The sequence below is a fragment of the Rheinheimera pacifica genome (assembly GCF_024809855.1).
GTDB classification, from domain to species: Bacteria; Pseudomonadota; Gammaproteobacteria; order Enterobacterales; family Alteromonadaceae; genus Alishewanella; species Alishewanella pacifica_A.
On record NZ_JANUEM010000005.1, the window covers coordinates 62,449 to 79,893 of the forward strand.

Annotated in this window: 16 protein-coding genes; 3 read left to right on the forward strand and 13 right to left on the reverse strand. The window is 48.4% G+C overall.

Annotated elements, in window-relative coordinates:
* The first annotated feature begins 1 nt into the window (after position 1).
* Entirely contained in the window at positions 2–706 is a 705-nt protein-coding gene (locus M2404_RS08905; RefSeq protein WP_259239374.1) for an ABC transporter ATP-binding protein, read from the forward strand.
* Positions 696–3,182 (forward strand): ABC transporter permease, encoded by a 2,487-nt coding sequence (locus M2404_RS08910; RefSeq protein WP_259239375.1) that lies wholly within the window; start codon positions 696–698, stop codon positions 3,180–3,182. Before M2404_RS08905 ends, M2404_RS08910 begins: the two co-directional genes overlap by 11 nt.
* Here M2404_RS08910 and M2404_RS08915 read toward each other — a convergent pair.
* The 5 genes from M2404_RS08915 to M2404_RS08935 all read right to left on the reverse strand — a co-directional run bounded on the left by M2404_RS08915 (position 3,179) and on the right by M2404_RS08935 (position 6,818).
* Complete coding sequence (locus M2404_RS08915) at positions 3,179–4,072, reverse strand: TIGR01777 family oxidoreductase (protein ID WP_259239376.1); 894 nt, start codon at positions 4,070–4,072, stop codon at positions 3,179–3,181. The genes M2404_RS08910 and M2404_RS08915 overlap by 4 nt on opposite strands.
* A 45-nt stretch (positions 4,073–4,117) precedes the next feature.
* Entirely contained in the window at positions 4,118–4,483 is a 366-nt protein-coding gene (gene folX / locus M2404_RS08920) for a dihydroneopterin triphosphate 2'-epimerase (RefSeq protein ID WP_092790858.1), read from the reverse strand.
* Between the two features lie 91 nt (positions 4,484–4,574).
* A complete protein-coding gene (locus M2404_RS08925) occupies positions 4,575–5,882 on the reverse strand; it encodes an ATP-binding protein (protein ID WP_259239377.1) in 1,308 nt (435 codons plus the stop codon).
* Between the two features lies 1 nt (position 5,883).
* Positions 5,884–6,561 (reverse strand): response regulator transcription factor, encoded by a 678-nt coding sequence (locus tag M2404_RS08930; RefSeq protein ID WP_259239378.1) that lies wholly within the window; start codon positions 6,559–6,561, stop codon positions 5,884–5,886.
* On the reverse strand, positions 6,561–6,818 hold the full coding sequence (locus M2404_RS08935) for a PepSY domain-containing protein (protein WP_259239379.1): 258 nt from the start codon (positions 6,816–6,818) through the stop codon (positions 6,561–6,563). The genes M2404_RS08930 and M2404_RS08935 overlap by 1 nt, the downstream gene beginning before the upstream one ends.
* A gap of 361 nt (positions 6,819–7,179) precedes the next feature.
* On the opposite strand from M2404_RS08935, the gene M2404_RS08940 reads away from it, so the two are divergent.
* Positions 7,180–7,494 carry a ComEA family DNA-binding protein gene (locus M2404_RS08940; RefSeq protein ID WP_259239380.1) on the forward strand — a complete coding sequence of 105 codons (315 nt, stop codon included), beginning with the start codon at positions 7,180–7,182 and terminating at the stop codon, positions 7,492–7,494.
* Positions 7,495–7,512: 18 nt separating this feature from the next.
* On the opposite strand, the gene M2404_RS08945 is transcribed toward M2404_RS08940, so the two are convergent.
* From M2404_RS08945 to M2404_RS08980, 8 genes are all read right to left on the reverse strand, one after another.
* The gene (locus tag M2404_RS08945) at positions 7,513–8,733 is read right to left on the reverse strand and encodes an EAL and HDOD domain-containing protein (protein WP_259239381.1); all 1,221 of its coding nucleotides are present in this window, start codon (positions 8,731–8,733) and stop codon (positions 7,513–7,515) included.
* Between the two features lie 109 nt (positions 8,734–8,842).
* Positions 8,843–10,309 carry a sodium/proline symporter PutP gene (putP, locus tag M2404_RS08950; RefSeq protein ID WP_405047781.1) on the reverse strand — a complete coding sequence of 489 codons (1,467 nt, stop codon included), beginning with the start codon at positions 10,307–10,309 and terminating at the stop codon, positions 8,843–8,845.
* A 275-nt stretch (positions 10,310–10,584) separates the two neighbouring features.
* A complete protein-coding gene (locus M2404_RS08955) occupies positions 10,585–12,243 on the reverse strand; it encodes a BatD family protein (protein WP_259239383.1) in 1,659 nt (552 codons plus the stop codon).
* Positions 12,237–14,042 (reverse strand): VWA domain-containing protein, encoded by a 1,806-nt coding sequence (locus tag M2404_RS08960; protein ID WP_259239384.1) that lies wholly within the window; start codon positions 14,040–14,042, stop codon positions 12,237–12,239. The genes M2404_RS08955 and M2404_RS08960 overlap by 7 nt, the downstream gene beginning before the upstream one ends.
* Complete coding sequence (locus tag M2404_RS08965; protein WP_259239385.1) at positions 14,032–15,024, reverse strand: vWA domain-containing protein; 993 nt, start codon at positions 15,022–15,024, stop codon at positions 14,032–14,034. The genes M2404_RS08960 and M2404_RS08965 overlap by 11 nt, the downstream gene beginning before the upstream one ends.
* Positions 15,017–15,505, reverse strand: coding sequence for a DUF4381 domain-containing protein (locus tag M2404_RS08970; protein ID WP_259239386.1), 489 nt, complete (start codon positions 15,503–15,505; stop codon positions 15,017–15,019). Before M2404_RS08970 ends, M2404_RS08965 begins: the two co-directional genes overlap by 8 nt.
* On the reverse strand, positions 15,498–16,442 hold the full coding sequence (locus tag M2404_RS08975; protein ID WP_259239387.1) for a DUF58 domain-containing protein: 945 nt from the start codon (positions 16,440–16,442) through the stop codon (positions 15,498–15,500). The genes M2404_RS08970 and M2404_RS08975 overlap by 8 nt, the downstream gene beginning before the upstream one ends.
* 1 nt (position 16,443) lies before the next feature.
* Complete coding sequence (locus M2404_RS08980) at positions 16,444–17,397, reverse strand: AAA family ATPase (RefSeq protein WP_259239388.1); 954 nt, start codon at positions 17,395–17,397, stop codon at positions 16,444–16,446.
* Between the last annotated feature and the right edge of the window lie 48 nt (positions 17,398–17,445).

The following is a 17,445-nucleotide window of genomic DNA, read 5'->3' on the forward strand; positions in this document are numbered from 1 at the left end:
AATGAAAATACCTGAAGTTCATATAAAAGCGGTTAACCTGGCTAAGAGCGTTAAAGTTACCGATGGTTCACTCACTATCCTGCATGATATCAGTTTGACGATCAATCGCGCAGAGACGGTTGCTATTGTCGGTGCTTCAGGCTCCGGTAAATCTACATTACTCAGTTTGTTGGCGGGGCTGGATGTGCCTACGGCAGGTGAAGTACACCTGGCCGGGCATAAGCTGCATACTTTGTCAGAAGATCAACGGGCGGCAATCCGTGCCAGAGATGTTGGTTTTGTATTTCAGTCTTTTTTGTTATTACCCAGCCTTACCGCTTTGGAAAACGTTACTTTACCGGCAGAGCTGGCTGGCGATAAACAGGCTAAACAGCGTGGGCTTGAATTGTTGCAGCAGGTTGGCCTGGCTGAGCGGGCGCATTTTTATCCGGCGCAATTATCTGGTGGTGAGCAACAGCGGGTTGCAATAGCCAGAGCATTTATTACCCGGCCGGCAGTGTTGTTTGCCGACGAGCCTTCTGCAAACCTTGATGCTGCAACAGGACGTAAAATTGAAGATTTACTGTTTAGTTTAAATGCCGGGCAGGGTACTACACTGGTGCTGGTAACACATAATGATGAACTGGCAGGGCGCTGCCAGCGACAATATCGTATGCAGGCCGGGCGTTTTGTGACAGCAAAAGAGGAGATGGCGCATGTGGGCTAGTATTGCCTGGCGCCTGTTCTGGCGTGAATTACGCCGCGGCGAGCTGTGGGTTATCGCCTTTGCTTTGTTTTTGGCTGTCGGCTCAGTGGTTAGCCTTAGCGGTATTACGCAAGGTGTAAAAAGTGCACTGATGCAACGCAGCGCCCAGTTTATCGCGGCAGATAAAGTTTTGCGCTCAAGCCAGCCATTTGATACGGCGGTGATTGAACTTGCCCAGCAGAATAATCTGGCCACGGCGCAGCAAATGCAGTTTGACTCTATGCTGTTTGCCGGTGACAGCATGCAACTTGCAACGATAAAAGCGGTTAGTGGTGGCTATCCGTTACGGGGCGAGCTGTTACTCAGAGCGTCGGCAGATGTCAACTCTGGTGAGTATGCCAGCCTGGCACCCGGTTCGGTTTATGTTGAAGAGCGTTTGTTCAACTTAATGGGCATAGCGCCGGGTGATCAAATTGAGATAGGCATGCTAAGCCTTACCGTAAACGGTGTTATTGCTAATGAACCTGACGCGCCACTAAGTGTTTTTGGCGGAGCGCCACGTGTACTGATGCATCTGGATGATGTGGAAGCAACACAAATTGTGCAACCCGGCAGCCGTATTGGCTATCGCTATTTGTTTGCCGGTGCCGCTTCAGACCTTGCTAATTTTGAAGCCCAGATGACACCTCAACTTACTGCGCATCAACGCTGGCAGGATATGGACCGTGAGTCAGCTATTGGCAGTGCCCTGGAGCGCGCAGAGCGCTTTTTATTGCTTGCCGGTTTGCTTGGTATCGTTCTGGCGGCCTGTGCTGCTGCTGTGGCTGCTGGGCGCTATAGCCAGCGTCATACGCAGTCGGTAGCGGTAATTAAGGCGCTGGGTGCTACTACCATGCAAATCAGGCTTATTTATGGCAGCCATTTGTTTCTGGTTGTGCTGTTTAGTCTGTTCTGCGGTGCTATTGCAGGGCAGTTAACCATTGAAGCTGCACAGTGGGGTATTACACAGTTTCTTAGCGATTACAGAGCAGAATTCAATTGGCGGCCACTTTGGCTGGGTATACTCACCTGTGTTATTTGTGCCTTGTTATTTGCAGCCCGGCCTATGTGGCGGTTGTCGCAAACTGCGGCGATTGATGTATTAAAACAGCCGACAATAAATCTGGGGCTGGATAAACTGCAACTGGTTTCAGGTGCTGTGGCCATTTGGGGCCTGATGTGGCTGTTTAGCGGTGAGTTTGTCTTAAGTGTTGGCTTATTTGCACTGTGCGGCTTATTTGCCTTACTGCTGCTGGGAAGCGCCAGCTTGCTGGTTCGGCTGGCTAAGCCGGTAGCTGCCGGGCAAAGCAGCGCCAGGCGCCTGGCATTAGCTAATTTGCGCCGCAGGCTTTGGGCAAATAGTTTTCAGTTAATTACGTTCAGCCTGGCCATTTTTCTGGCATTACTATTATATTTTTTGCGCGCAGAGTTAATTGGTCAATGGCAGCAGCAGATCCCTGCGGGGGCGCCAAACCAGTTTTTGGTTAATATTACTGAGCAGCAACGCAGTGACCTTAACCAATTTGCTACACAACATGCATTGCAGCTGGACAGCTATTATCCAGTAGTGCGTGGCCGCTTAATGTCAATTAATGATGAACAGCTGCAGCAAGAAGCTACTAAGGAAGATCGCAGTCAGCAGCGTGTTGGGGTAGGGCGTGAGCTAAACCTGACCTGGTTGTCAGAGCTGCCAGCCAATAATCAGATCACTGCAGGTAACTGGTTTGACAGAGATTCTACGGCTCAGGTATCGGTGGAAGCTGAGCTGGCCGAGCGGTTGGCCTTAAAGCTGGGTGATTCGGTGGTGTTTTCAGTTGGTGGTGAGCCGATAATGGCTCAGGTAAGCAGCATCCGTAAAGTGGACTGGAATAGTTTGCAGCCTAATTTTTACATGATTCTAAGCCCCGACTTATTGGCAGATTTTCCTGCTACCTATATTACGGCATTTTATCTGGATGCTGAGCGTAATCAGTTGTTAAACCAGCTGGCCCGCTTAATGCCAACGGTAACCGTAATAAGCGTAGATACTATTATTAAACAGGTAAACGATATTATTGAACAAGTGACAGTAGCACTCAGTTTTATTCTGGTGATTATCTGTCTGGCAGCCGGGTTAGTGCTGGTGGCTCAGGTACAGGCTACGCTGGAACAACGTGAGCAGGAACTGGCCATTTTGCGCACTTTAGGTGCCCAGTATGCATTCTTACGTAATGCGCTGATACTGGAGTTTGCTTTGCTGGGGGCGATGGCCGGTTTATTTGCTACTATCCTGGCAGAGTTGATGCTGGTGATAGTACAGCAGCGGGTGTTTAATTTACCTTTTCAGCCGCATTACACCTTATGGTGGCTTGGGCCGGTACTGGGTGTTGTTGCCGTAACTTTACTGGGCTGGTGGCAGCTAAAGCGGTTACTGCGTATGCCCGGAGCCCAGTTAATGCGTAAAGTGCTGCAGGGTTAACCTTGCAGCGCCTTTAGTGCATCGGGTAGTTGAGGATAGTTAAATGTAAAACCGGCTTGTTGCAGTTTTGCCGGTATAACCCGCTGGCCGGTCAGTAGCAGATCGGCCATTTCACCCAGCATAAGCTTAAGCACAAAAGCCGGTATCGGCAGTACCGCAGGGCGGTGTAATATCCTGGCCAGTTGCCGACAGAATTCTGCATTGGTTACCGGGTTTGGCGCGGTAGCGTTAAAGGCGCCGGTTAAGGTAGGGTGTTGCAGCAAAAAATCAATTAATCGTAGCATATCGTGCAAATGCAGCCACGACATATACTGCTCACCATTGCCAATACGGCCACCCAAACCGAGCTTAAATGGTGGTAACATCTTTTTTAATGCTCCACCTTCGTTTGCCAGTACAATACCGGTACGTAATAAGCAGACGCGGGTCTTGGCAGACTGAGCCTCAAGCGCCAGTTGTTCCCAGCGCTGGCATAGCTCAGAGGAAAACTCAGCATGAAACGGCTGATAGTCTTCGTCAATAAACTGTTGTTGCTGGCGGCCATAAATACCGATGGCAGAACCACTGATTAAAACCGAAGGTGGCGAGCTGGCAGCTTTTATAGCAGCAACCAGCTGTTTTGTTATCGCCCAGCGGCTTTCACACAACACTTGTTTTTGTTTGTTGCTCCAGCGTTTACCAACAATAGGTTCGCCAGCAAGGTTAATTACCGCATCAATCTGATTAAAATCAACCTGCGGCACTGACTGCACGGTGCTCACTTCTGGCCCCAGTTGCTGCTTAGCGCGGTTGGGATTTCGTGTCAGCACTACCAGCTTATGCTGGTTAAGCCAGTGTTTTACCAGCGCTGAGCCAATTAAACCGGTGCCGCCGGTCAGTAAAATATGCATAAATAAACCTTGCCGCCAACGTTGGAGATAACTTTAGTATAGAAGTTATTTATTCAGCGACAGGGTAAGCGATACGGAGTCGGCAAAACGTAGAGCATGTGGTTTATCAATTTCTACTTCGGCATAACGCACAGAAGGGTGCTCAGCGGCAATCGCCAACACTTCTGCTGTCAGTTTTTCCAGCAACGAAAAACGTTGTTGTTCTACCAGAGCGATAATTTTCTTTGTAATAGTGCGGTAGTTAAGCGCCTTGTCCATATCGTCAGTATTGGCGGCATCATTAGCGCTGTAATGAATTTTTGCATTGATCACAACATCTTGCTTATTGTTTATTTCTTCGTCTTTAATACCGATATAGGTACGTAAACGTAAGTTTTTAATTTTTATTACCGCAGGGTTATTAAGTTCCATCAGGTGCTATCCAACTCAAATTAAATATTCTGTATGTCATTACGGATGGTTTGCCCGGTACGATCAGCGTCAGGACAGCGCAGAGTGTATATTAGTTAAATTTTACGCTAAAACGGGCGCCGCCCAGCGGGCTGTCATCCAATACCAGTTCACCGGAATAAGATTCTACCAGTTCGGCAACAATGGCTAACCCTACGCCATGGCCCTCGCGATAGGTATCCAGCCGGGTACCGCGCTCAAACAGCTGTTTACGTTTTGCCACCGGTACACCGGGGCCATCGTCTTCAACACAGAGGCTAAATGGGTTCTGACGAATAGTAACATGCACCTGATGCCGGCAGGCTTTACTTGCATTGTCGAGCAGATTGCCAAGAATTTCCATTAAGTCTGTTTCATCGCCGCGAAATACCGCATTAGCTGCGCAATCTACATCAAAAGCGACATTCTTATCACGGTGAATTTTCTGCAATGCAGAAGTTAGCTTCTCTATTAATGGCTTAACCGCAATTTGTTTTTTCCAGATGTCCTGGCCGGAGCTGCTGGCACGTTTTAACTGATGCTCAATCATGGCAGTAATACGGTCAAGCTGCTCTTTAAGCTCAGGTTGCTGGCTTAGAGCTGAGGTTTGTAATACCGCCACTGGTGTTTTCAGGGCGTGAGCCAGATCGCTAAGATGATGGCGGTAGCGCTGTTTTTGCCGGTTTTGGTTTTGCAGCAGTAAATTTAAATCTTCTTTAAGAATGGTAAGCTCTGCAGGATAACGGCCGGTAAGTTGCTCCTGGCTGCCGTTTTCAACGCGGCGTATTTCATGATCGAGCTGTGACAAAGGTTTAGTGGTCCAGTAATAGGCCAGCAGCATTAACAACAGCAGCATAATACCAATACCGATAAACCATTGAATTAATGTGGCACGAAATGTCTTTTGAGGTGCTATCAGACGCTCATGGGTTTGCACTACATGCATACTCAGTGGCCGGGTATATTCTTCGGCATCAAATAGTAACGAGATCGACAAAACCCAGTATTCCACACCATGCTGTGTAACAGAGCGGAATAAATGCTCGCCTGGTGGCAGTTGCTCTAGCGGCGGTACGAAATTCTGGTTCAGTGACGAGTCTGACTGCCAGACCAAGTCCTGTTCATGGGTAACAAAAGCGCTCAGGCCGGAATCTGGCCGGTAAAAATCTGGTGCCAAAGTATTATTGATTAACTCTACTTTGTCTTCGGATACGCTAAGTTCAGATAACATAGCGTACATGTGTACTTCCAGCTTCTGTTCTGTGTTAGTCAGAAGCTGGGTATAAAATGCCCGATCAATAGCCAGAAAAGAGCTGGGAAGTAGCAACAGCAGTAAAAAAATGCTGATCAGCAACTGCCTCAGCTTTAATGACAGCGTCATATCAGGCTACTGTCATTGTGAAGCGGTAGCCTCTGCCACGCAATGTTTCTATTGGCTTGGTTTCGCCATCAGGGTCGAGCTTTTTACGCAGACGCAGCACAAAAACTTCAATAACATTGCTGTCCAAATCGAAGTCCTGATCATAAATATGCTCAGTCAGTTCTGTTTTGGAAATAACCTTATTCGGGTTAAGCATGAAGTATTCCAGCACTTTATACTCGTAGGCGGTCAGGTTTATTTCTTCTTCGCACACCCAAACCTGTTGAGTACGGCTATTCAGAGCGATAGGGCCTGCAGACAGGGTAGGCTCTGGTTGTCCGGCGGCACGGCGGATTAATGCATTGCAACGGGCAAGTAGCTCTTCAGTATGAAAGGGTTTGGTCAGGTAGTCATCAGCACCGGCATCGAGGCCTTCAACTTTTTCCTGCCAACTGCCGCGGGCAGTTAATACAATAATCGGTGTTTTAAGCGCTTTTTGTCTGGCTTTACGGATCAGCGTCAGGCCATCCATTTTAGGCAGGCCGATATCAATAATGGCCAGATCGTAGGGGTATTCAGACAGTTTGAACCAGCCGTCGTCACCATCTACCGCAACGTCAACGCTAAATTGTTGCTGCTGCAATTGTTCTTTAATTTGCTGAGCCAGCAGGTTTTCATCTTCAACAACTAATAAACGCATTAATTTCCTTCCCTTTGCACCTGGCCGGAACGGCCATCAACTAATACAGTTACCACACGACCATCAGATTGTAACACCCTGATGCGATAATTTTGTTGTTCGGTCTGAACTTTAACGATTTTACCCGGATATCTCTGCTGGGCCAGTGTTGCCGCTTGTTCTTTTGTTACTGCAGGCCGTTTGGGCGATGTCATTGCCGAAGTAGCAGCACTGAATAGCAGCGCCATTATGATCAGAAGTACCTTAGTGCGAAGCATTGTTCTCTCCAGAATGTATCAGCGGTACTGTACCGAACTATTAATTCAGCGGCAATCATCAATGTGTGTCAAAGACTTATCTTTGTTTCTTCAACCCACATCAGTACCTTTTTTAAGCTCCTGTTTGCAGCTTAGTGGCAGATGTCTTAATTAGCGCTGAATGTTATTTTTTGCTTAAATGACATCAAGGTTAATTAATATTTGCAAATGTGAATTTATTGGCTAATTTAAAAGGTGTTGGCATTTATAGATCTCCGATGCTGATTGGGTAGCCTGCCTGCCGGAATAATGTCAACCGAGGTTTGTCAGGCTGTAGTCGAGGGAGTCTTCAGGGATAGGAGAGCACTTTAAGGATGAAACGATGAAAAAGTTAGCTATTGCTGTAGGTATGACATTATTAACCTTAACTGCAAATCAGTGCCTGGCTCAGACAAAACCTGCAGCTGAGGTTACCAAAGCCAGTGCTGCTGCGCACACGGTACAAAAAGTAAATATCAATAACGCTACACTGGAGCAACTTGAGGCCATTCCTGGGTTGGGCAAGAAAAAAGCTCAAGCCGTGCTGGATCATATTGCTGAAAACGGCCCAATTAAAGATCAGGCGCAGTTAACTCAGGTCAAAGGTATTGGCGATAAACTAGCGGCCAAAATTGGCCCCTATCTGAGCTATAACTAACCTGGGTAGCCCTTGCGATTAATCTCCAAGGGCTTTCATTTGCTCATTCGCCCATTGCACTGCAGTATGATAGGCATCAGGTACTTTGTCTGGTAGAAATTGCAGCATGCTTATTGCCTGGTTAGCTTCTTGCCACTGGCCATGTTCATAAAATTGGATCAGGGTAATGTACTCAGACAACACACCTTGTCGCATGACCAGCGCATCTTTAATTTCTCTGGCCAAAGGCAGTTTGTTCATTACGCTGTCGATTGGCTCGTCGAGTATGGCATCCATTAGCGACATCATACCGGTAAGAAAGGCTTTGGCGGTATCCACTTTGCCATGCAGTTCGGCAATACCTTCGGCAAAACGCGCCCGTGTCATTGATAAACGCATCAGCTCTGCCGGTTTATCACTGCTGATTTGAGAGGTAAATAATAACGACAAAAATTTCTTCAGCTCGGCCTGGCCTAATACTACCAGCGCCTGCTTTATGGTTTCAATTTCTGAGCGACGTTTAAAAATGGTTGAGTTACTGTAACGTAGCAACTTGTAGGATAAGTGTACATCTCTTTGAAATATCTGAGTAATTTTACCAAGATCCAGATCTGATTTAGAGGTTTCATACAGCAATTCTGCCAGCGTCATTTGTGCAGGTGACAAGGCTTTGCTTTGCATCATTTCGGGTTTGGAGAAAAAGTACCCCTGGAAGTAACTAAAACCAAGATCAAGGGCAACCTGAAACTCTTCGTTTGTTTCTACTTTCTCTGCCAGCAATTTGATATGCGGGAAATCAGCAATAGCTTGCTTAATATCGGCAATAGTATCGGTTGAGGTAGAACGGAAATCGATCTTTATAATATCGATAAAAGGATAAAAGTGTCGCCATACCGGCTGGTGAATATAATCATCCAAAGCCAGCACATAGCCTTTTTCTTTTAAATCCTGACATTCTGCCAGTAAGCGTTTACCAGGTTGTATAGTTTCGAGTATTTCTATTACGACCTGTTCTTTGGGCAGCATACTGGGATATTTTTTTTGCAGCGTGTCCAGCGTAAAATTAATAAAACCGGGTTTATCGCCAAGGAATTCATCTAAGCCGAAACTAAACTGGCTGCCTTCGACCATACGTGACGTTGCTTCATCAGCGTCTATGTCCGGAAATGCATTCTCAAGGCCGTCGCGAAATAACAATTCGTAGGCGTATAATGCTTTATTACGATCAAGAATAGGTTGGCGGGCCGCATAGAAGTACATAGACGTGTGGTCTCAACAGAAAGCTCTTACTTGGTAATTTAGCAAAGAATTATCAGCCGGGGATACAATTTTTTATTGCCCACCGGCTGTTCTGTAAAAGCAGATACTTTTAAGCCTGTTTCAGCTTAACTAACATCTGTTCGAATAGCTGTTTTACTTCAGCAGAGGGCTGTTTTGTTAGTTTACTTACCAGAATGATAGTTACAGTGCTGATAATAACGCCGGGTACAATTTCATATACCACGCTGCTTAATGTATCACCGTTTTCAAATACTGGTACGAAAATCCAGAATAAAACAGTAGCTGCGCCGCTGATAATACCACTTAATGCACCGGCAAAAGTCATCCGTTTCCAGTACAGGCTAAGTACGACCAGAGGGCCAAAGGCCGAACCAAAACCGGCCCAGGCATTGCTCACCAACTTCAGAATAGAGCTGTCTCTGTCATACGCCAGCACAATGGCAACCATGGCTACTGCCAGCACAGATAAACGGCCTACCATGACCAATTCGTGCTGGCTGGCATCGCGTTTAATAAAGGTTCTATAGAAATCTTCCGTTAATGAACTGGACGTTACCAGCAGTTGCGATGAAATTGTACTCATAATAGCAGCCAGAATTGCAGCCAGTAAAAAGCCGGAAATGAGCGGATGAAACAGGAATTCAGAAAATATAATAAAAATGGTTTCAGGATCGCTTAACGTCATTTTGGTATTGGCAACATAAGCTATACCCACCAGGCCAGTCATTACAGCACCGATGATCGTCACCAGCATCCAGCTCATACCGATTCGGCGGGCAGTTTTGATATCGCTGACTGAGCGTATTGCCATAAAGCGTACAATAATATGCGGCTGGCCAAAATAACCAAAACCCCAGGATAACAAAGAGATAATACCCAAGGCTGACAATGCCTGAGCTGTTTCTGCGTTAGTAAAGGGGTTGATATAGTCGGCATTAAGGGCTGTGACCTGCGAAAATACAGAGCTTAAACCGCCCAGATGATCAATGGCGACTACGGGCACCAGGATCAGCGCGACAAACATAATGCAACCTTGCACAAAGTCGGTGATGCTTACTGCTAAAAAGCCGCCAAACAAGGTATACGCCACCACGACACCGGCGGTTACGTACAGACCCAGCTCGTAGCTTAAACCGAACGAGCTTTCAAATAACTTACCGCCGCCAACTACGCCTGAAGAGGTGTAAAGTGTAAAGAAAATAACGATAACGACAGAGGATACAATACGTAATAAGCGGGTTTTATCGGCAAAACGGTTTTCAAAGTAATCCGGAATGGTAATGGAGTCGTTCGCTACTTCAGTGTAAACGCGCAGCCTTGGTGCAACGATGACATAATTAAGATAGGCTCCAATAAGTAAGCCTACAGCGATCCACGCGCTGCTGATACCAGCCAGATACATAGCTCCGGGCACCCCTAACAGCATCCAGCCGCTCATATCAGAAGCACCTGCAGATAACGCTGTAACACTGGGGCCCAATTTCCGGCCACCGAGCATATAGCCTGAAACATCATCGCTGGACGTTTTGTAGCCGTACAAACCTATCGCCAGCATAGCGATAAAATAAATTCCCAATGAAATAATTGTGCCTGTTTCCAAAACAGTTTCTCCTTATTACGCTACTCTGAGCTTTGGTTAACCCGCGGCTAACCAAAAACCAGTGGCTAACCTCCAAATGAAGTTAACCAAAATACAGTACAAAAAAATACCTGATACGGGATCAGGCTGAGTTAACTCATTTATGCTAACAAGTTGCGTGCATGCTTACCAGCGTTAAACGGTAAGCATGCAGGCAGGGCGGGTGAAGTGTGCTAATAAGTGGTAACTTGCTATTGCGGATAAAGAGGCTGCAGTTTGTCTGCAGTGCCGGCTTCTGGTCTGCTTGCATTATATTGCTGCCAGGCTTGCCACAGTGGCTCGCCTTGCCAGGCATGACTATTACCATACAGCGCTGCATTGAGTTTAATAAGCTGGTTTTTAAGCTCTGCTGAGTGAATATAGGCACTTACCTCAGTGAGTGACTGACAACGTTTGTCCAGTTGCTGATGAGCAAAGCGCAATAGTTCTGCTTTAGCAGCTGCAGTATCACCTTGCTTGCAGGCACGTTTAAGTTCAGCGCTGTTAAAGCGCACCCGGCTCGGTGTTGGTATGACTGGCTTAACGGGGGCTTTTAAGCGCCATACCACATAACTTGTAAACAAGGTTAACAGCCAGAGAGCCAATAAAGCACTGCTTGTATAGTTCCATTGCCATGGTGAGGCTTCGCTGCTGCCGGTTGGTGCGGTTAACGGAGCGGTAATATTTAGCGCTGGCGATATTGTGCTGGTTTGCTCTGCTGCGCCGGCAACCTCTGCAACACTTAATGTTCGGGCGGGCAGACGGGCATGTTCAAGTTTGTTGGTTTGGCTGTTCCACCAGGCTAAAGACACTTCTGGCAGTTCCAGTTCGCCTGGTGTATTGGCAATAACAGCAGTGGTAAAAATTTTCTGTGCTACCAGGCGGCCATTACGTTCAGCACTTTTAGCTTGTGGCTGCTCCTGGTATAGCCGCAGGCCTTCAGGGAAACCCTGGGTTAAATCAGGTAATTGGTTTTCTGCGACGTCTACTGCAGATAACGTAATAATCCGGGTCACCGGTTCACCTTGTTTTAACTCGGTAATATCCGGGCTCCACTCTTCTGTTAAGGTTACCAGGCCAGCTACCAGCCAGCTTCCCGGAAAGTTAGCCGGAATGGCATTTACCACTACATCTATCGGTTCGGCTTGCTGCACCACTGTTTTGGTGCGGGCGAAATAGTTGTAACGGGCGCTGTCTCGGTCAATCATTTCTCCGCTGAACGTTGGCGGAGTGATGGTAAAGCTGCCGCTGCGCTGCGGTGTAATGGCGTAACGGCGGGTAATAGTACGGTAGCGAATGCCGTTAACCAGCTCTGTGCTTTCCGCATCCTGGCCAACCTGCATAGCACTGGCGCCATCCATCTGTGGTTCTGATAATGAACCACGCTGCAGCTCGCCATTAAAGTAAATCGTTACCTGATAATAACTTAATTGCTGAACATACAGTTGCTGCTGTTCGATATTGGCCTGCAGAAACAGCTCGGCATTGTTATTGTTGTTAGTTTGTGCCGTTTCGTTAAGCACCTCTAAGCTTATAGGTTGTGTGTTAAGGCCCTGTAGGGTGAAAGCCGGTATGGTATAGTTGCCAGCCTTTTTGGGTAACAGCACAACTCTCCAGATGGTACTCTGGCTCGACTGGCCGTTAATGATCTGGGTACTGGTACTGACCGATGGTACCATTACCGTAAAATCCTGCTCCAGTACTCTGAAATTAATGGCATCGGCTGCAACCCGGGTGTTAGCTGTAACTTCAAGCGTAACAGCTTCACCGCGTAAGGCCGGGTTTTTATCTACGCTGGCGCTAAGCTGTGTCAGTGCCTGTAACGGTAAACTCAGCAGCAGCACGGCCGCCAGCAGAACACCTTTTACCATTGTTCATCAACTCCCTTGGGCAAACGCTGTTGTTGGCGTTTTAAATACTCTAAATACATTTTATTGCGTAGTAGCAGGGCAGGGTCGTCCTGCACTTTGCGTAGCAGATTATCCAATTGCTGTTGCTCTTCAGGCGTAGCATTAGGCCAGGTTTCATGCACGGCTTGCTGTTGTTCAGTTGCATCAGGCTGTACATCTTCTTCTGTCTGCATTGGTTGCTGTTCAGCTTGTTCTTGCTGCTCTGGTTCAGCATTTTGCTGTTGTTGCTCGGTTTGCTGTTGCTGTGACTCACTGTCGGTGTCGCCTTCGCTATCGGCATTATCATTGCTTTGCGGTTCGCCATCAGCGTCTTGCTGTTGTTGTTTCTCGCCATCCTGTTGCTGTTGATCCTGCTGCTCCTGCTTTTGTTGTTGTTCCTGTTCCTGTTGTTGTAGCAGCTGTTGCATCAAATCGGCATTTTGCTGTGCCGGGGTAAAGTCTTTACTGTATTCTAAAGCTTGTTGATAAGCTGCCAACGCTTCTTCATAACGTTGCTGCTGTGCCAGGCTGTTACCCAGGTTGTGTAATGCATCTTTATCCGGGTTTTGCTCTGCCGCCTGACGAAATGCCTGCTCTGCTGCGGTGTAGTCACCACTGCGGTAGGCAGCATTACCTTGCCACAGGGGATCGCTAAACTTGTTTTGTGCTGAAGTGAAGTTACCACTGGCATAATCTTGTATGGCCTGCTGTTGTTTGGTTTGCCACAAGTCGCGCCATTCTGCGGCATCGGCTTGATAGGGCAACAGCATTAGTACACCCAGGCTAAGCAGGCTGCTGTATTTACGTTGTAGCAGTAGCAGCGGTAATAATAACCAGACCAGATAAATGGCATTGTCCTGCCATTGATCGCCCTGTATTTGCTTACCTGCATCAGCCTGGTCCAGTGCGGAAAGCGGCGGTAAGTTAAGCAGACTATCCAGCGCGTTAGCAGAGGCAGTAGCCTGTGCATAAACGCCGCCGCTACGTTTAGCCAATGCAGCTAACTGGGTTTGCGGCAGTTTGGGTATAACTACGGCACCGGTAGCAGTTTTTAGCAGCTCGCCGTTTTCCAGTTTAACCGGTGCACCGGCCTCGGTACCAAAACCTAACACTGACAGCCGGTGGGGCCAGTTATTCAGAAAATCCTGAATGTCTTTTAAACTGTTATTGTCAAAGCCATCAGCAAAAACAACCACGTCGCCTCTGATATAACCGGCCTGGCGCAGCAGTTTATCTGCCTGCTGTAACGCCGCCAGTAAGTTAGAGCCCTGTGCCGGCATAATTTCGGGTTTTAAATCCGGGATCAGTAAACGGATATTATTGTGATCCGGCGTAAGTGGCGAAATAACAAAGGCATCACCGGCAAAACTCAGCAGAGCCAGCTCGCCTTCTTTTAACTGCCCGGCAAAATCCAGCGCGGCGAAGCGTTGTTGTGTCAGCCTGTCTGGTGCCATATCGGTTGCGCGCATCGACAACGACATATCCAGTACCAATACGGTAGCTTTTTTCAGCGCAAATGCCGGTTGCGGCAGTTTTTGCCAACTGGGGCCTGCCAGTGCCACTGTAGTAATAAGCCAGCACAGCATTAGCAATGGTAATGCTAGGGGTTGTTTTTTTACCAGTAGCTGGCCGCCGAGTAATGCGTGCTGTAAATGCGGAGCAATAAGGCTGTGCCAGGGGCTTTGTTCACGGCGGTAGTAATACAGCAGTACACCAAACAACAGCACCGGCAGGCCAGCGAGTAACCATAAAGGGCGTAAAAAGTGAAAATCAGCCAGCATGTTTAATTACTCCACGCCAGTATATGTTACGAGCTGCCAGCACAAATGACAGCAATAGCGCCAGCGCCAGCGGCCAGTGCAGCAGGCTGCGTTGTGGCCGGTAGGTTACGCTGTCGCGTTCAATCGGTTCCAACTGGTCTATCAACTGGTAAATCTGGTTTAGCTCATTTAAATCACGGGCCCGGAAGTAACGGCCGCCGGTTTCGCTGGCCAGCCGGGTTAATAAGGCTTCGTCCAGATCCTGGGACGGGTTAATCATGCGCCGGCCAAATACGCTTTGTTGCATCATTTGTTCTGCACCTACGCCAACAGTATGAATTTTTACCCCGGCGGCTTTGGCCAGTTGCAGCGCTTCAAGTGGTTGAATATTACCGGCGGTATTGGCACCGTCGCTTAGCAAAATAAGCACTTTGTTTGAGCTTTCATAAGTATTCAGCCGTTTTACCGCTAAACCTATGGCTTCACCAATAGCCGTGCGGGTGCCAACTAGGCGCAGTACACTGTCATCCAGCATTTTTTGTACGGTAGTTAAATCAAAGGTCAGCGGTGTTTGCTGATAAGCCGCATCAGCAAATAAAATTAAACCGATTCTGTCACCCTGACGGCGTTTGATAAAGTCGCTGACAACCAGTTTTACTGCGTCAAGCCGGTTAATACTCTGGCCCTGATGCTGCATATCAGCAATTTCCATTGAACCGGATAAATCCAGTGCCAGCATTAAATCCCGCCCCTGTTGTGGCAAAGATACCGGCTCGCCCAGCCAGCGTGGCTGTGTGGCGCATAACACCAGTAACAGCCAGATCAGCAATGCCAGTGCAGAGCTTAAACTTAGCCAACTGCGATCAACTTGTTTATCAGATGAAGCCAGTTTAGCCAGAGCGGGCAGGGTTAACGCAGCCTCAGAGGTTGCCTGGCGTTTTAATCGCAGTAGTAAAGGCACCAGTGCCAGTAGCGCCAGCCAGGGGTAACCAAAATCAAGCATTGGCAGCCTCCGTGCTGTTGGTTACGTTGGGTTGTGCTTTGCCGCTATAGCGGCTAAGCCAGGCTTTGGCAAACTGATAAAACTGTTCATTGGCGTTGCTGTCGCTACCAGAGCGGTATAACAGGCTGGACAGATCCGGTAGCGGCTTGCTGTGTTGCTGTGCCAGCCAGCTTTGCCATTGCTGTGTCGGCATTGACAGTGCAGGGTGTGCCGGCTGGTAATGCTGTAGCACCCGTTTTAGCAGCTGATTAATTTGTGCTGCAGCATCGGGTTCGATAGAAATCTGTTCCAGTAGCTGTAAAGCCTGGCGTTTTGCCGCGAAATAACGCCAGCGTTTATACAGTCGCAGCAGCAAGTACACCAGAGCAGAAAGCACCACGATTAATAGCAACCACCAAAGTGGCGCCAGCGCAAAGCCTGTTTGCAATGCTGGTTCACTGATGTCGGCAAGCTGGTCTAACGGCGAGTGTGTATCAGCCATACCACTTTCTCTCTAATTGGCTTAGTACCGGCTCGGCAGCGCTAACCGGCAGCCATTTACAGCCAAGCTGACTGATATGCTGCTGTAACAACTGCCGGGCATCTTGCTGCTGGCTGGCATAACGTTGTTTGAGTGTACTGCTGCCAAGTTCAATATAACCGGTGTCAGTGCCGTCACTTACCGCGGCGATGCCATGGCTGTTTACCGGCAACATTAAATCCAGCGGATCACTGATCGGGCAGCAGGTTACCTCGTTGTGCTGACGAATTGCGCGGATATGGCGCAGGCCATCGTCGTTAAAATCGTTAAAGTCAGACAACAGATAAACCAGGCTACCGGGGCGCACCAAACGGCGTAACTGGCTGAGGGCTTCGTTTAAACTCAGGCCACGGTTACCGCTGCTGCTTTGATGCACTTCTGTTAACGCATGAAAATAACGCAATACACCATGGCTGCGGCTTTGCGGTTTAAGTTCAAAGTGTTGCTGCTGGCTAAATACCAGGCCACCGAGTTTGTCGCCACGCTGTTTAACGTGCCAGGCAATCAGCGCGGCTAAGTGCGTAGCCTGTACCGACTTAAACAGCAAGCTGGAGCCAAAGCGCATGCTACTGCCAAGATCGGTAAGAATAAACACCGGCCGCTCTTTTTCTTCGCGAAACAGCTTAGTATGTACTTTGCCGGTACGGGCAGTAACACGCCAGTCGATGGTGCGTACATCATCTCCGCTCTGATAATGCCGTACCTCGTCAAACTCCATGCCGCGGCCTTTACTTTTAGCCAGATACGTCCCCGCCAGTTTGCTTTGGATTGCCATACCGGGGGTTAAATTCAGCACCTTGGTGTAACGCTGGTACCACAGCAGCTCTGCCAGGCCAGGCATGGTGCCGTTAGTGCCGTTTTGTGCCAGCCATTGCTGGGCAGACAACTGAACGCTCATATCAGGCCGACGGCACCAGGCGCAGAATTTCGCTCAGTACATCATCAGTGGTGATGCCTTCAGCTTCAGCGGCATAGGTCAGAATTAAACGGTGGCGCAGGGCGTTATGAAATACCGCCTGAATATCATCGGGCGTAACAAAGTCACGGCCAGCCAGCCAGGCTTTGGCGCGGGCACAGCGCTCTACAGCAATAGTGGCACGGGGGCTGGCGCCATAGCCAATCCAACTGGCCAATTTATCGCTGTATGCCTTAGCATTGCGGGTAGCCATAATCAGCTGCACTATATAGTGCTCCAGGCTGTCTGCCATATGCAGTTGTAAGATAGCTTTACGTGCAGCGAAGATATCAACCTGGCTGATGGGGGATACCGCAGCCTGGGCGCCAGACAGTGCTTCGCCGCGGGTTAATTTCAATATCGACAGTTCAGTGGCGGCATCCGGGTAATCAACTTTTAAATGCAGCAAAAAGCGGTCAAGCTGGGCTTCAGGCAGAGGGTAGGTGCCTTCCTGCTCCAGCGGGTTTTGTGTCGCCATAACCAGAAACAGTTCTGGCAACGGGTAAGTTTTACGGCCAACGGTCACCTGTTTTTCTGCCATCGCTTCCAGCAAGGCAGACTGCACCTTGGCCGGAGCACGGTTTATTTCGTCAGCCAGAATAATATGATGAAACAGCGGGCCGCTTTGAAATTCAAACTGGCCGGTTTCGGGGCGGTAAATGTCGGTGCCGGTTAAATCGGCCGGTAATAAATCCGGTGTAAACTGAATGCGGTGGAACTGGCCTTCAACACCATGTGCCAGCGCATTTACGGCCCGGGTTTTGGCCAGCCCCGGCGGGCCTTCTACCAGTAAATGACCATTTGCCAGTAATGCCAGCAAAATACCTTCAGTAAGTTCAGATTGACCCAGTACCTGGCTGTCCAGATAGGCTTTTAAGCCTGAAAACGCATTCACCATAATGTTATCTGTCTTAATTAATTGGATTTATTGGTTGTTTTATCGCCA

Coding starts and splice junctions, on each gene's coding strand:
- M2404_RS08965 (WP_259239385.1), bottom strand. CDS start 15,024: ATGCTTGATTTTGGTTACCCCTGGCTGGCGCTACTGGCACTGGTGCCT.
- M2404_RS08925 (WP_259239377.1), bottom strand. CDS start 5,882: ATGACGCTGTCATTAAAGCTGAGGCAGTTGCTGATCAGCATTTTTTTA.
- M2404_RS08980 (WP_259239388.1), bottom strand. CDS start 17,397: ATGGTGAATGCGTTTTCAGGCTTAAAAGCCTATCTGGACAGCCAGGTA.
- M2404_RS08945 (WP_259239381.1), bottom strand. CDS start 8,733: ATGTACTTCTATGCGGCCCGCCAACCTATTCTTGATCGTAATAAAGCA.
- M2404_RS08935 (WP_259239379.1), bottom strand. CDS start 6,818: ATGCTTCGCACTAAGGTACTTCTGATCATAATGGCGCTGCTATTCAGT.
- M2404_RS08940 (WP_259239380.1), top strand. CDS start 7,180: ATGAAAAAGTTAGCTATTGCTGTAGGTATGACATTATTAACCTTAACT.
- M2404_RS08975 (WP_259239387.1), bottom strand. CDS start 16,442: ATGAGCGTTCAGTTGTCTGCCCAGCAATGGCTGGCACAAAACGGCACT.
- M2404_RS08905 (WP_259239374.1), top strand. CDS start 2: ATGAAAATACCTGAAGTTCATATAAAAGCGGTTAACCTGGCTAAGAGC.
- putP (WP_405047781.1), bottom strand. CDS start 10,309: ATGCTGGCGATAGGTTTGTACGGCTACAAAACGTCCAGCGATGATGTT.
- M2404_RS08910 (WP_259239375.1), top strand. CDS start 696: ATGTGGGCTAGTATTGCCTGGCGCCTGTTCTGGCGTGAATTACGCCGC.
- folX (WP_092790858.1), bottom strand. CDS start 4,483: ATGGAACTTAATAACCCTGCGGTAATAAAAATTAAAAACTTACGTTTA.
- M2404_RS08955 (WP_259239383.1), bottom strand. CDS start 12,243: ATGGTAAAAGGTGTTCTGCTGGCGGCCGTGCTGCTGCTGAGTTTACCG.
- M2404_RS08970 (WP_259239386.1), bottom strand. CDS start 15,505: ATGGCTGATACACACTCGCCGTTAGACCAGCTTGCCGACATCAGTGAA.
- M2404_RS08930 (WP_259239378.1), bottom strand. CDS start 6,561: ATGCGTTTATTAGTTGTTGAAGATGAAAACCTGCTGGCTCAGCAAATT.
- M2404_RS08960 (WP_259239384.1), bottom strand. CDS start 14,042: ATGCTGGCTGATTTTCACTTTTTACGCCCTTTATGGTTACTCGCTGGC.
- M2404_RS08915 (WP_259239376.1), bottom strand. CDS start 4,072: ATGCATATTTTACTGACCGGCGGCACCGGTTTAATTGGCTCAGCGCTG.